This is a genomic window from Paenibacillus puldeungensis, from assembly GCF_042678945.1.
Lineage (GTDB): Bacteria > Bacillota > Bacilli > Paenibacillales > Paenibacillaceae > Fontibacillus > Fontibacillus puldeungensis.
This window is the reverse complement of the sequence record NZ_JBHTLM010000001.1, coordinates 130,309-145,716: the sequence shown is the minus strand read 5'-3', so window position 1 is coordinate 145,716 and position 15,408 is coordinate 130,309. Positions and strand designations below refer to the sequence as shown.

The 15,408-nt window shown below is 41.6% G+C and carries 10 protein-coding genes; 1 reads left to right on the top strand and 9 read right to left on the bottom strand.

Annotated elements, in window-relative coordinates:
* Window positions 1-55 precede the first annotated feature (55 nt).
* From ACFQ3W_RS00680 to ACFQ3W_RS00665, 4 genes are read right to left on the bottom strand one after another with little or no spacing between them, the layout of a single operon-like run.
* Window positions 56-1,012, bottom strand: coding sequence for a glycyl-radical enzyme activating protein (locus ACFQ3W_RS00680; protein WP_379315592.1), 957 nt, complete (start codon window positions 1,010-1,012; stop codon window positions 56-58).
* A gap of 18 nt (window positions 1,013-1,030) precedes the next feature.
* Window positions 1,031-3,448 (bottom strand): glycyl radical protein, encoded by a 2,418-nt coding sequence (locus tag ACFQ3W_RS00675; protein ID WP_379315590.1) that lies wholly within the window; start codon window positions 3,446-3,448, stop codon window positions 1,031-1,033.
* Between the two features lie 20 nt (window positions 3,449-3,468).
* A complete protein-coding gene (locus tag ACFQ3W_RS00670; RefSeq protein WP_379315588.1) occupies window positions 3,469-5,919 on the bottom strand; it encodes a pyruvate formate lyase family protein in 2,451 nt (816 codons plus the stop codon).
* Between the two features lie 13 nt (window positions 5,920-5,932).
* Window positions 5,933-7,123, bottom strand: coding sequence for an MFS transporter (locus tag ACFQ3W_RS00665; protein WP_379315586.1), 1,191 nt, complete (start codon window positions 7,121-7,123; stop codon window positions 5,933-5,935).
* Window positions 7,124-7,450: 327 nt separating this feature from the next.
* Between ACFQ3W_RS00665 and ACFQ3W_RS00660 the strand changes: the two genes are divergently transcribed.
* Entirely contained in the window at window positions 7,451-9,016 is a 1,566-nt protein-coding gene (locus tag ACFQ3W_RS00660; RefSeq protein WP_379315584.1) for a PucR family transcriptional regulator, read from the top strand.
* Window positions 9,017-9,123: 107 nt separating this feature from the next.
* Here the strand turns inward: ACFQ3W_RS00660 and ACFQ3W_RS00655 are convergent, their stop codons facing one another.
* The 5 genes from ACFQ3W_RS00655 to ACFQ3W_RS00635 all read right to left on the bottom strand — a co-directional run bounded on the left by ACFQ3W_RS00655 (window position 9,124) and on the right by ACFQ3W_RS00635 (window position 15,054).
* Window positions 9,124-10,365 carry an L-lactate MFS transporter gene (locus ACFQ3W_RS00655; RefSeq protein WP_379315582.1) on the bottom strand — a complete coding sequence of 414 codons (1,242 nt, stop codon included), beginning with the start codon at window positions 10,363-10,365 and terminating at the stop codon, window positions 9,124-9,126.
* Window positions 10,366-10,386: 21 nt separating this feature from the next.
* Complete coding sequence (gene buk / locus ACFQ3W_RS00650; RefSeq protein WP_379315581.1) at window positions 10,387-11,490, bottom strand: butyrate kinase; 1,104 nt, start codon at window positions 11,488-11,490, stop codon at window positions 10,387-10,389.
* A gap of 28 nt (window positions 11,491-11,518) precedes the next feature.
* A complete protein-coding gene (locus ACFQ3W_RS00645; protein WP_379315579.1) occupies window positions 11,519-12,427 on the bottom strand; it encodes a bifunctional enoyl-CoA hydratase/phosphate acetyltransferase in 909 nt (302 codons plus the stop codon).
* Between the two features lie 98 nt (window positions 12,428-12,525).
* The gene (locus ACFQ3W_RS00640) at window positions 12,526-13,860 is read right to left on the bottom strand and encodes an aldehyde dehydrogenase (protein ID WP_379315577.1); all 1,335 of its coding nucleotides are present in this window, start codon (window positions 13,858-13,860) and stop codon (window positions 12,526-12,528) included.
* 12 nt (window positions 13,861-13,872) lie between these two features.
* A complete protein-coding gene (locus ACFQ3W_RS00635) occupies window positions 13,873-15,054 on the bottom strand; it encodes an iron-containing alcohol dehydrogenase (RefSeq protein ID WP_379315575.1) in 1,182 nt (393 codons plus the stop codon).
* Between the last annotated feature and the right edge of the window lie 354 nt (window positions 15,055-15,408).

Sequence of the window (15,408 nt, the reverse complement as noted above, 5' to 3'; positions counted from 1 at the left end):
AGTCCGCTCGAAATAGCATACAGCCCCCCCTAAACGTGCACCGTTGCTCTTATTTCTAATGTATACTTACCGGTAATCCCATACCTTCTAATAATTCTTTTAACACATTCATTTTTCTATCGCTTGGGGGCTTAGCTTCAAGTAACAGGGCCTTTCTCCCCAAACGTTCGTATTTCATATTTCCAAGATTATGATAGGGGAGGAGCTGTATAAGTGTTACTGCATCCCCTAACGTTTTGCAAAATTCGCCTGTTTTTTTAATATTTTCTCTTGAATCATTAAATTGAGGGATTACAGGTATTCGCACTTGCAATTTCCCGCCGGCCTCTGCGATTCGTTTGGCATTTTCCAGTATTCTTTCATTGGGGACTCCGATTACGGTTTGATGCTTTTGACTATCCATATGTTTTAAATCATATAGGTACAAATCAACATATGGCAAAGTCTGTTTCACCAGCTCCCATTTGGCAAACCCGGTAGTATCCAGCGCTACATGCAGTCCATTTTCTTTACATGCCTTTAATAAGGCAAGTGTGAACTCTGGTTGTGCTAATGCTTCTCCACCTGAAATGGTGACGCCACCTCCGGATTTGTCGTAAAACGGCTTATCCTTAATGACTCGATCTATTACTTCGGAAACGGTATAGTCCTTACCGCACATATATAGCGCTTCTGCGTAACATACCTTAGCACATTCCCCACAATCATCACATAGATCTCTATCTACTACCACACTTTGCATCTCTTTCTTCTTAAGTTCAGAGTATACTCGTTCGCCTGGATGTATAGCCCCCTTTGGACATGCCTCCAAGCAGAGGCCACATAAATCTACTCCAACACAACGCATTTCCATCCAGCACAATTGACTTTTGAATTGCTGTGATTCCGGACTGTGACACCACGGGCATCGCAAAGGGCATCCTTTCAAAAACACTGTTGTACGGATTCCCGGTCCGTCTTGGACCGAGAATCCTTGAATATCATATATTTTACCGGTTATTGGATTTTTCATAACCCTGACTCCTTTGTGTTAGAGCCCTAATTCCGTTCTGTTGATAACATCATCTTGCATCCCTTTATAAAGCTCAACGAAGTATGCACTGAATCCTGCGATACGCACAATCAAGTCTTTATGTTCTTCAGGATGCTTCTGTGCTTCTCTTAACGTATCGGCACTTACGATATTGAATTGCAGTTCCATCCCACCCATATCAAAGTAGGTTTGCATAAGTGCCTTCAGCTTCTTTTGGCCTTCTCCTTCCAATGATTTCGGATGAAATCTCATATTCAGGAGTGTTCCGTTAGAATTCATGATATGGTCAATTTTCGCACAGGATTTTAAGGTTGCACTTGGTCCCCTCTTATCCATAGCTTGTTTTGGCGAAATACCATCAGAGAATGGTTCTCCTGCTTTTCTTCCATCAGGTGTAGCCCAGGAGATAAGACCATAAAGCACATGAGTTGCAACCGGATATAATCCAGGGGCAAAATTATTACCTCTAGGACCTGTAGCTGAAAGTACTTTTTCTCCATATACTTTCGTTACCCATACGGCTAGTTCATCTACATAATCATTGTCATTGCCGAAACGCGGGACTTCTGTATGCACTTGTTGACGAAGCGGTTCTAGCCCTTCCCAATTTGTCATCACAGCATCGTACATTTCTCTTGCTGTAATCAGCTTCTTGTCATATACCATGTATTTAATAACGCATAGGCTGTCAACTAAAGTTCCCAATCCGACTGCTGCAGTACCCGTTGAGTTGTATTTGGCCCCTCCCCACATTACATCGGCACCTTTCTCCATACAGCCATCCATTGTTGCCGAAACAATAGGAAGCGGCATATCTGTTGCAGCAACATACTCGTGTAAATTAGTAAATGCCACCTGCCAGTCTACAAAATACTCTATTTGTTTTTTTGTTGCCTCTAGTACTTCATCAAAAGTCTTCATATCATACAAATAACCTGTTGGTAATCCGGTCTGACCGCTTAATCGGCCATCAGGTCCCGGCATTGGACTTTGCCCATTATTGATAGCCAGTAATAAGGTGTTAGGCAATAACCAGAAAGATTCTTGTCCAGGTCCGCCGCATGCCGGCCACTCGTCCCCGCATCCTCCCGGCTCTACGCAGCCAATAAGGCAGTAGTTTCTGGCACTCTCAAGCGATAGTCCTCTACCCTGCAATGCCGGAATGATAATTTCATCATTTTCAAAAGTAGGAACGCCGCCACAAATTTTCGTAGTTTCAATTCCCGCTTTCCAAAGTTCTTCGGGTGTTTCATTGTGAATACGCAGCGACATCGGCGGATCATGCAATACTAATCTTCCAGCGGATTGAAGGAACATATAGGTAACAGGGTTTGTAGCATCCTCTCCATCCAGAGTTACCCCGCCAAGTGTAAGAAGTTGTCCGCTTGTATAACCGCCAATGGCATAGGTCACTTGTGCAGCTGATATCTTGTTCATCTCTGATACTTTTAAACAAAATGCATCAATAATTTCCTGCGCTTCTTCTTGTGTAATCGCTCCAGATGCCAAGTCCTCTTCATAGAAAGATCCCAAATATTGATCGGCTCGTCCAATCGTCAATCCATGAAGATTACCGTCTAATGCCATAGCAATTTGGTATAAGAATAAACATTGTGCTGCTTCGCGGAAGTTGCGGCAAGGATTCTCCATAATCCAGTCCAAGCCTTCCACCATGGTTAACAGTTCTTTTTTTCTAGCTGCATCCGTTGCTATAGCCGCTTGATTTCTGCATTCCTGAGCATATCTCTTGGAGAAGAGAATGATTCCTTCACTAACAATCGATACGGCGTGGTAAAATTGATACTTCTTAGCGTCTTCGCCATAAAGCTTACCTTCCATTTCAGCCATTTTATGTTCTGCTTCAGCTTTTATTGCACCAAAGCCTTTTCGGATTGCTTTATTATAATTGGCACAGAAATGGCCTACCGGAGTTGTTGAAGTTCCTTTTACACCGAATGTAGTGACATTATTTCCTAAGATTTTATAGAACCTGTCGGATAGGGAAGCGTCCATTTTAGCTGACAGATTATTTTTCATCCAAAAATCTTCTTTGGTCAGCAGATATTCCATATCTTCTTGATCTAAATCATAGGGGTCAAGTTCTCTCTCCAAAAACTTGCCGGAATGCAGTTCATTATATAGCCAGTCTACAGAGTATTCCGGGAATAATGCTGAGCCGCGATACATGGACGCAAGGCTCCCGACGATAATCTCATCCTCATTAACAAGAACCGGCATTTTTTCACATAGGTTTTTAAAATTGTACGCTCTTTTGAGAATCGCCGGCAAAGCTACATTCTCTTCGTAAAAATCCGTTACGATCTTAAACCGTTCAATGCAAACCTTAGGTTTAGTGTCACGATAGCGTTTACGAATGCGCGCTATTCTGTCCGTTACAGGTTTTAATTCATACATGGGCTGTCTCTCCCCCTTCGCTAAATCATATTTTCCGTTCTGGAGATGATATCATTTTGCAAATCTCTGTTCATTTCAACGAAATAAGCTGAATAGCCCGCAATACGTACAACCAGATTCTTATAATCTTCCGGTTTCTCTTGAGCCGCTTTCAGTTCCTCCGTACTTACGACATTGTATTGGGCTTCCATACCGCCATTATCAAAGTGGGCCTTTGTCATATCACGAAGTTTTTCAACACCATCTTCTCTGCTTAATGCAGAAGGATGGATACGGATATTTAAAGCGACTCCATCCATAAACTTACTGTTGTCATAACAACAGCTGGAGATGAAAATAGCGGATGGTCCATGCTTATCGCGGCCTTGTGCAGGAGAAGCGGCGTCTGCAATGGGTTCCCCTGTTTTTCTCCCATCCGGAGTAGCCCATGTATGATAGCCTTGAGCCACATGGTCTGCAGCACCGTATAGACCTGGTTTATATACCTTGGCTCTTGAACTGTAGACATGGCTGCAAAGATCTGTGTACAGATCTATCACCCATTTCATCTCTTCATCTGCATAGGCATCTGCATTTCCGAAATGGGGAGCTTCGTTAAGAACTCTCTGTCTTAAAGGCTCATAACCTTCCCAGTTCTTCATAACAGCGTCATACAGTTCTTGTGCCGTGCAGATCTTTTTATCAAATACTAAATACTTGATCGCTGTAATGGAATCTGCACAGGTTGCCAAACCTGGAGACGTACCCCCGTAAGAATTGTATTTGCAGCCTCCGCAGGCAGCATCCTTGCCTTTTTCCATACAACCCTCCATGGAGATCGATAAAGCCGCGTGTGTCACATAACGCTGAGCCATATATTCCGAGTAATTATTCATAGTAATTTGCCAATTGAATACATACTCGGATATTTTTCTAAAGGCTTCTCTCACTTCTTCAATCGACTTCATATCAGATAATTTGCCGCAGCGAATTCCACAGTCAGCACCATTGAATGGGTTGACACCATCATTCATTGCCATAGCGAAAATAGCACCAAAATGGATACTTGCGTTTCCGCCGACAACGCCGTTGGGTGCCGGATAGTCGTTGCCTGAACCAACGATTTCCTGACAACCAATCAGACTATAATCACGCGCATCCTCCAGGCTGAATCCAAGGTTTTCCATCAAACCTTTGATAATGACCTCATCGTTTTGAAATAGCGGCAGTCCCCCAACCCGTTTCGTTGTTTCCAATGCGCAAGACCATAACTTATCCGGCGTATCTTTGGTAACACGCAAGGAAATGGTCGGGTCATGTTGCTGCAATCTCCCCAGTGTTTCCAAGACCATATAGGTTACCGGATTTGTAGCGTCTTCACCGGTTTTGGGATCACATCCGCCAATGGTCGTATGCTGATAGGTATTTCCTAAACCTACCATCATATTAATAAATGGATGGGCCAGGTCATAATAACAATTGGCTTTTAAGAAAAATGAATCGACTAGCTCCTGCGCTTGTTCCATGGTTAACGCTCCGGCATCCAAATCCTTCTTAAGGAACGGCCATGTATATTGATCGAAGCGGCCAAATGCCATGGCTGGATAACAAGAGTCAATTTCCAAAAACAGCATATATAAAAGCGCCGCCTGACAAGCCTCCCAAAAGTTGCGCGCCGGATTCTCGGCAATATTGGCAAGACCATCCGCCATAAACTCCAGTTCTTTTTTACGGACCGGGTTTGTGCACGCCGTCGCTTCTTTTGTAGCGCTTTCAGAATATCGTTTAATCATAATCATAGCTGCATCGCACGCGATGATAGCTGACTGATAGAACATATATTTATCAACATCATCGCCCATCAGTTTGCCCTTATGTTCGTCACACCAATTCTGAGCTTGTTGTCTTATTGACTTATAGCCAACATTGATGATTTTAGGGAACCCTGCCGTTAAATGTCCTGTGGCAATCCCCATTACATCAAATTGCGGCGAATAGCTCGATACTCCTAATCTGGCAAACTCCTTATATCCTTCAGGTTGCCATGCGTTAGCGGACGCTGTAATTCTTCTGGTTTTCCAATAATCACGAATGCCAAGCAGCGCTTCGTAATCTTCCGGGGACATAATAATATTCAAGTCTTCCTCTTCCGGATTATGATAGAATCCATCATCTTTCAATTCCCACAGCCCTTGTTCAATCATTCCCGGAATCCAGCCTTCGCTTGCCCATTCTGGGTTAACGCCCGCCCCGCAGAATGTCTTTCCTCGATTCCCTACAAACAATTCATCTTCTGAATCCACCAAACATGTCATATTTGCGCAAACTTTATAGGTTGCAAGCGGTCTTTTGATGATTGGCTGAAGAAGTTCGTTTTCTTTATAAGCTTCTGTAATCAGCAGTGCTCTCTCGGCATCACTGCGAATAACTCTATTGCGAATTCTGTCATGAACACGTCTGATACGATCTGTAACAGGGCTGAATTCATACATGTCTCGTGCCTCCCTAGTTCTGTTTTAACTCCACTTCTGGATGTTTTTCCTTCAAGCTATTTATAAAAGTCACGACAACCAAAATTGCAAGAGCAATACCGCATACTACATACACATTATCGTAAGTCCATCCTGAGCCAAAAACTGCTTTTGTAATAGGTACTGTAATGTACAAGCAAACAAACTGACCCAGCGTCATAGCGATCCCAGCCATACTTGTTGCAAACGCTACATACTGTGGCCCTTTTGCCGTCGCACCAGCCATGCCCATCAGGGAACCAACTGCAAGCCCCATGCCAAGTCCAACAATCAAACTGCCGGCAATAATTATTCCTGAACCTCCATTTTTCAAACCACACAAGAGCATACCTACGACAGCCATAATCAATCCAACCGGCAATGTGTAGTTTTTGAGCACCTTAACAACTGCTGCCATAAGCAATCCGCCAACGGTAACGCCCACAACCATAAGACTCAGTGCAATACCTGTAACTCCCGCCACCTTATCTCCAAATCCGTCTTGTGCAAGTTTGAACGGCAGAATACTTGCATGCGGGTTGAAAAAGATCAAATATATAAACATAATGACGCAGACATAAACCGTACCTTTTGAAAACCCTGTTTCGCTTTTTTCCTGCGCTTCGGTTTCCGGATGATCTTGCGGGCAGAAAATAAGGACGAGTAAGAAGGCTACTAAACCAATAACGTGAACCAGGAAAATTCTGTGCCAAGATACCGTAACAAGAGCAGCTCCAACCAATGACATAAACAGCATGCCGACTCCACCGCCGCATTGCTGCAAGCCAACACCTTTTTGCGCTTGTTCCGGACTAGTTGCATGAGTGAAGATAAGACTTGTTGAAAGCGGCATCATAATTCCAATGCCAAAACCGATAATTACACGAGTCGACATTAAGAATGCAAATCCTTGTATCCACATTGGCAACATACCCACTGCAAAAAGCAGACAACCCAGCAGAATCGTTCTCTTCTTTGAAAGCTTATTCGCAATGGCAGGTGCTACTAAGTTACCAATCATAATAAATAATGGCGGTAATGTAGATAACATCTGAATTGTCAGGTCGCTGTACTGCGGGAAATCTGCAGAAATTGCAGACAATGCCGACGAAATACTGATTGCCCCCATAGCAATTAGATAAGCTGCAAACGCTGAAAAAATTGCTCTTCCTGGCTGTTTGTTCACTTTACTGACCTCTCTTCCTTTTAGTTTAAGTCTTTTGACGATTTAATCTTATCATCCGCACTTTTCTTATACATTGGCACAATTCGAAATCTTATCCGATATTTTCATATAAAAAGCCATAGGGCTTCTGAGTTTTTTCACAAATCCTTGCGTTCAATTTTGTTTTTTTTATATGAATAATTGTAAATAATGATGAATAGCGGAACATTTTTTATAGAAAATTACATTCTTTTCGCGATATGCTCATAGTGCTTAAACGATTATTTACACGTGTTCTACACTTCTTCATAATGTAAATATCCATATGTTCAAGATGGGGGCATACTTATGGCTATTACATTTTCCCAATTTTGTCCAATAGCAAATAAACAGTACAAGCTAATTACTCCTGCACCGAATCGCGGGATCGTTGGCACTGGAAATCTAGGTAATGAAGAAACTCATTTTGTAGCCGATTATCTGTATATTGGGAATTCCTCGCAGCTTCCTAATCCAGAATGTCTGTTGAATTGTAATTTGTTGCTATTTGAAGATGACAAGATAGGCGTAGAGTATTACCAAGTCAATTCCTTGAACATGATTATTACAAAAGATATGTATTCATTTGAGAAAATGAGAGAACATGTACGCGACGTCTTCGATATGCAAATACGCATTAATGACTTTGCCTACAAATTGTTGAATATGTGTCAAAAAGGGGCCAGTGCGCAAGAGTTGCTGAATGAAGGCTACACCGCCCTTGGCAACCCCATTCTCTATTTGGATCCTTCACTTTGTCTTGTCTGTCATGCCGGAGCCGAATCTGTGTCTGACGAGCCAATTATTGAACAGACCCTAGCTAACGGATATATAACGCCCGAGTTTTTTGATGCTGTAGTAGAGGAAAACGAGGCAAATACAGATACGGATTTTTCCGAATTGATTGTCTGGGAAAAGGATTTTTTAAAGCATCGGCTAATGGCTGGACGAATTGTCCGCAACAACCATCTAAAAGGGTATTTAAAGCTTTTTGAATGCAATCGACCTATTACTTTCTTAGATAAGCAATACCTTATTATTCTCTGCCAATTTGTAGCAATAACAATAACCGAAACATCTGGTCATTTCGATATAAATAATTCCATTTTGGAGGGCTTTTTAACATCCCTGTTGGAAATACGAATTGCCAATAAGGCAGCTATCGAAGAACGCATGAAGCTCTTTAATATTGATTTGCCAGATTCTATGGTTATAATTACAGTGAATTATGTCCAAAAAATGAAAAACCCAGATGTTTTATACCTTATTAAGAAACGTCTGCAAAGTTATTTCAATAAGCACACAATTGTCATCTTTCAGAGTCATATAGTAATATTGCTTGATGCAAAAGATATTGAACATACGCTTTCTCCCGCTAACCTGACCTCTCTTGAAAAATTGCTGACCGAAATCAAGTGTATTGCCGGGATCAGCTTGACCTTTCATTCCATTAGTGATTTCTACATCCACTATAAACAAAGCGAAGCTTGTCTAGATATTTGCAAAAAATTATCACTACCAAATAGAATCTATAAATATGACGATTTAAAGCTGACGCATATGTTTTTGGAATTTGATAAAACTTGTTCACTGCAAAACCTGATACATAAGGATGTTAAACATCTATTGGAGCTTGATAAAAACAAAAACAGTGATTTAACCCAAACCCTATTCTGCTACGTAAGGCATCGTCAAGATATTACTACGGCTTCAAAGGAAATGCATCTCCATTATAATACGATGAAATATCGGATTAACCGTATAATAGAAATGACCGATATTGATTTTGAGGACAGTACAGTGATGTTTCAAATTATCATTTCAGAAAAGATCCTAGATCTCCTTAGCCAACTGGATGCACCTAAATCAGAGTAATGACCATCGGTTAGACAATGGGATATAGACGCCATCATCACTTAAAAAAAACGCAGTCAGGTACCAGTAACCAAATTCATGGTAAAGGCACCTGATTGCGTCTTTAGTTACGCCTTCTCTCTCTTGCGATATACAAATGTTAATAACAACCCAAATATCGCCATTACCGCTGCAATAATGAAGGCGTCTTGATATTTACCGGTAGCGGCAAATACTTTACTCACGATCATAGGTCCAAACATTCCTGCAAGTGCAAATCCAATAAACATAATTCCATAATTCACACTATTATGCTTAGGTCCGAACTGGTCTGCTGTAAAGCCTGGAAACACCCCCATAAAAGAACCAAAGCAAATTCCAATGATAGATACGCCTGTCATAAACATAGCCATATTCCCTGCTTTGGAAACATATAATAGACCAAGCCCGATCATTGAGATTACAAATACAATAGAAAGCGTGTTTATCCGTCCAAATTTATCTGATAAATATCCGGCAACTATACGGCCCGCTGCATTGAATAAAGCTATAATAGAAACGGCCGTTGCTGCTACGGTTGCAGATACACCCACAATGCTTTGTGCCATAGGCGATGCCTGTGATACCACCATCAATCCGCAGAATGCACCGCAAGTTAGCATAATAATCATGATATAGGCGATTGGATCCTTTAGCATCTGTCTCCAATCCTTATCTCTTGCCACTCCGGAGTTACCTTTCTGAATATGAGGAGTAAATCCATCCGGCACGAAATCTGATGGGCACTTTTGGATAAAAAATGCTCCCCCGCAAACAATAATTAAAAATAAAATTCCAAATATTTCAAATGTTTCTGTAACCCCCACAGAATCAATAAGTGCGTCGGCAATGGGTGGAACAATGACTGAACTAAGACCATAGGTAGCTGTAGCAATACCACCAATCAGACCTCTTTTGTCAGGAAAAAATTTTACCGAATTATTAATGGTGCAGCCGTAGACCATCCCCATCCCTAGTCCGCATCCGAGACCATAAGCAATAACCAACACCGGAACACTCGTTGCAAATCCTGAAACTACCATGCCAAGCCCAAAGAGTAAACCTCCAATAAAGATAACCCATCTTGGTCCTATCATGTCATTGATTCTACCGCCTGTTATCATGGTAACGGGTCCGATCGAATTACAGATTGTAAATGCTAGCGCTAAACTTCCTGCCGTTAATGCTGAAGCGCCAGTAAGTCCATTTATCTCACTTAAATGCTTCGCCATAGGTGAAGCAAATACGCTCCATGCATAGGTTGAGCCGATACATAAGTTGATCATGCAGCTGGCAAAGAGAACGATCCATCTTTTTTTCGTAAGATTCATACTCTATATTCACCCTCTTGTCTATTCAAAGCCTTTCCACACAGGCTCTCCTGTATATAATAAAGCCTTTTCTTCTCCTCTTTTCACCCGCAACGCCCCGGCCGCAAGCGCTTCCATTTCAAATTCTCCTGGTATAATACAGACCTCACTAATCCACTTAATGTATTCCGTTAATTTGCTTGTTAAGTATTTGCTGTTTGACATGCCACCGGTTAGAATGATTGCATCAACTTTTCCTTTTAAAGCGCAAGCGCACTCCCCTGCATATTTCGCAATTTGATAAATCATGGCATCAAATACTAACTTGGCATAGGTATTCCCTTCTTCAATCATTTTCAGGATCTCACGTCCATCCGGCGTCCCTAAATGGTCGATTAACCCGCCTTCTTTAGATAGTCTGTTGTATAGCTGTTTCTCCGTGTACTGGCCGCTAAAGCACATTTTTAATACTTTCACAGTCGCCAGAGAGCCTGCGCGTGTCGGCGTCATAGGACCGTCTCCGCCAATGATGTCGTTGGAATCGATCATACGACCTTCTTTATGTGCAGTTACTGAGATTCCTCCTCCAATATGGCAAATCAGAAGGTTCACTTTTTTGTAATCGAGGCCCCTATTTTTACAAAAGCGGAGTGCAATTTCTTTTTGATTTAACGCATGAATTCTACTTTCGCGATAGACGCCTTTTAGACCCGTAATTCTAGATATTTCATCAAATTCATCTGTATCTGGCGGATTTACGATATATGCTGTTCCACCATATTCTTGCACGAATTTATGGCAAATCTGAGAGGCTAATTGGGCTGGATGCTGCCCTGCCATACCTATTGCGGCATCCTGCAATAATCGGTCATCTACTAAGTAAGTGCCGCCTGCCAATGGAACAAGTCCGCCGCCTCTTCCTACAAAAATATCAATGGAGTGCAAATCAATCTCTGCTTCTTTTAATGTTTGCTCTACCATTTCTTTTCTATAACCTAATTGACTTTGCACATCTTTAAATTCTTTTAATTGCTCTGCTTCATGAGAAATGTTCCTAATAAACACTTCTTTATCATTCTCAAACACAGCGACTTTTGTGGATGTTGATCCTGGATTAACAGCAAGTATTCTATAGATTTCTTCCACTATGTTGTTCCTCCTTATTCGATCATGTTCAATAGTTTTGACCTACAAACGCTGTCAATGCGATTGAATTATATTTGTCAGATGCCTCTGCAGAACGCGATGTTACGATGAGTGGAACCCTTGCGCCTATAATGATTCCCGCTGTTGAGGCACCTGCAATTCCTGTCAAACATTTCACAAGTATATTTCCTGATACAATGTCCGGAACCAACAAGAGATCTGCATCGCCTGCTACAGGGCTCTCATACCCCTTCACATCAGCGGCCTCTTTACTAGTTGCGAGATCAAAAGAAATTGGGCCTTCAACAATACAACCTCTTATTTCTCCCGTTTGATTCATTTGTTTTAGCTGACCCGCATCCACGGTTTCCGGCATCTTTGGATTGACCTTTTCAACGGCTGCCATGACTGCAACCTTGGGATTTTCTATTCCGATGGCATGGAATACGTTGACGGCATTTAATAAGATTTTTTTCTTACCTTCAAGATCCGGATAAGTATTCATCCCCATATCAGATACAGCAAATAATTTGTGATATTTATCTGTCTCATAGAAACCCATCAACGAAATCAGTCCGCCTTTTTTCATATCTGGATCTTTAACAACTGATTTCATAAATTGACCTGTTTCCAATTTACCTTTCATCATCGCATCTGCTTTTCCGTCTTTTACAAGCCCAATTGCAACTTGAAGGCAATCATCTATTTCCTGTTCATTTACAATGTCGTAATCCTCTGCCCTTTGACCCATACTTTCAAAAATAGCTTTGATTTTTGACTCATCACCAATCAAAATGGGCACTATTAATTGATCTTTTGTTGCTTGTACTACAGAGTCTAGTGTGTGCTCGTCTTGTGCTGCTACTACAGCAACTCTCGTTTTCTTTTCTCTCTTTTGAACACTGTCTACCAAGTCCTTAAAGCATTTTATACTCATAATATGCACTCTCCAATTTCACATATTGGGATTAAAAAAGGCTACTAAGAATGCGCTTTCAAAGATTCTTAATAGCCTCCATCTATGTTGTCTAAAAATTACAGCAAGTAATTTCCTCCATCAGCCATACAGAATCTTCTTCTTCTCACAAAGGATTGCGGCCCCGTCACGCCTTCACCTGTTGGAGTAGCAATGGTTGGGGAATTAGTTCCACTCCCCCCTAAACCAAATGCAGCCATGGTTCCGCCATTTTGGACAAAGATGGTGGTATTGATCACTTTACCGAATGCTGTAACTCGATCAATGTTTTTTGACCAAATCGAGGCAGAGTGCGTGCAGCCATGTTCTGCATGTACTGCTCTTTTCATAGCTTCTTCAAAATCTTTGCAACGTACAATCGGAATGATCGGCATCATTTGCTCCGTTTGAACCAGCAAGTCATCATTTTCTGCTTCAAAAATAGCAATTCTCGGATCAGAATCAATTTCGATGCCAGCTTCTTTAAGAATGACATTGGCATACTTACCGACAAATTTCTTATTTGCCCCGTGTCCGCCATTCGGGAGCTCGGATACACATATTTCAGTTAATTTCTTTCCTTGTTCTTTTGTACAAACATATGCGCCAAGTGCTTCCAATTGTTTCATAAAGTCATCAAAGACTGCATCCACCACAAATATCTCTTTTTCAGCAATACATAATAAATTGTTGTCGAATGAAGAAGAGGCATACAATCCTGCTGCTGCTTTCTTAATATCTGCGGTTTCATCCACAATGGATGGCGGATTGCCGGCACCTGCTGCAATTACTTTCTTTCCTGATTTCATCAAAGTCTTGACCATTCCGGGACCACCTGTACCAACCAATAACTTAATGGCGGGATGAGCCATAATCTCATCTAAAGTTTCTAGGGTAGGGTTTTCTACCATTGAAAATAAGTTATCTGGTCCGCCTGCTTCTGTAATCGCTTCGTTTACCAAACGAACTGTCATGGCAGAAGTCTTTTTCGCACCTGGATGCGCATTAAATACTACAGCGTTGCCTGCAGCCATGTTAGCAATACCATTGCCGCATACCGTTGCCGCCGGATTGGTAACTGGAGTAACTGCGCCAATCACTCCAAATGGAGCATAGTACTCTACCGTAAGTCCTTTATCAGATACATACATATTTTTCGGGATAGCTTCCGTACCTTGGGACAACATAACGGCTCCCGTATTTTTGGCAATTTTGTCTTCAAATCTACCATAACCGGTTTCCTCGAATTCACTCGTTGCCAATTCCTTCATGACAGGCATAATCTTCGCTCGGATTGCACCAATAAAGCGATCACGATCCTCCAACGTATAATTTAGAACTAAATCTTTTTGCGCTGCTACTGCTGCTTCAATAGCTTCGTTTGCTGTATCAAATACTCCTAATTTCCCAGACATGTTTTATTCCTCCTATTGGTTTGATGATTTACTTTTCCAATAATAAGTCTGCTCCAGTATTCTCTTGACTTGGTCTTCTGTAAAAGTTCCATCATAAGAGGCGGCCAACGGATGGTTCATCACTGCCGGAAGCATTTCCATTACCTGATAATATTGGATTCCCTTTTCTTCCAACGTAGGAATATTTATCTCTAGCATCATTTCTCGAACTGCATCCGCAACCTCTCTACCAACCGCAGCGTCCGTAACGCCTGTCAAATCAAGGCCCATCGCATCACCTATCTTTTTTGTCGTCTCCGGATATTCCAATGCCACAAATTCAATAATTGCCGGGGTAGCAACTGCACCCCCAAGACCATGAGGAATATTGTATTTATGACCTAATTCATGAGCAATTACATGGCCTAAATGAATATCTCCTTCGCTAAATGAAATACCCGCCAAGTTGCTAGCTAGTGAAAGATTCTCTCTAGCTTCTAAATTTTTGGTATCTGCACATGCTACAGGAAGCCACTTAGTGATCAATCGAATCGCTTCATACCCTAACAGTTCTGAATGAGGTGTCCTCAATTTAGACGCCAAACATTCATTAGCATGTGCAAAAGCATCCATTCCACAAAATGCTGTTAAAGAAGCTGGGGAACCTACGGTTAACTCCGGATCAACAATTCCAAGGGATGGAAATGCCGGAAGCCCTATTTTCATATCAAGTTTTTCATCATTTAATACGGCAACTCTAGTACATTCCGAACCCGTTCCGGCAGTTGTTGGTATACAAATACTTTTTAGTGGGGCATTAGGATAAGATTTTTGACCTGATAAATAAACAGGGATTTGTTCTAATATCTCATCCGTATTTGCTGCGATCGAAGCGATCGCTTTTGCAGTATCAAGAGAACTTCCTCCCCCAATACCGACAATTCCATCTGCACCAAATTCCCTTGCAACGGCTGATCCAGCTCTTACACTTTCCGTTGGACAATCACCTGTTGCCTCAGCCCACACCTTACACTCAATCCCCGCCGCCTTTAGGGAATCTACCACTTTCTTCGGATGACCCACCGCGGCAATCCCCTTGTCAGTAACAACTAGAACTTTTGTCATTCCTAGCTCTTTAGCCTTGTCACCTACTTGAACAACTGTACCTGAACCAAATAAAATGGGGGCCAATTGTTCATAAACACCTCTTTTCATCTGCTGCTCCCTCCTATAACTGTCTATAATCTCTGTTCCTTAGGATCGATTTAATCGTAGCACTCACCTTTTTAAAATTCTTCGTCATAGTCTGAGAGTTTATTTCTTTACTTAATGCCAATTTGAAATTGGTTTTTGCACTTTTACTTGACTAGCACTCTCACTTTTATCTTTTTTTAATGAGTGGGATTGTGAAATTTTACAAATTCGACAGGCTGAACGCAAAAAGCTCGAGTAAGGGAGGAAATATATCTCCTTTCCTTACTCAAGCTTTTTCCTAGAAAATAATATTCAGAAAATCCTGTTCGGTATCAATCATCTTTAACGCGATCTAAATTGTGAGGATATCTCTAC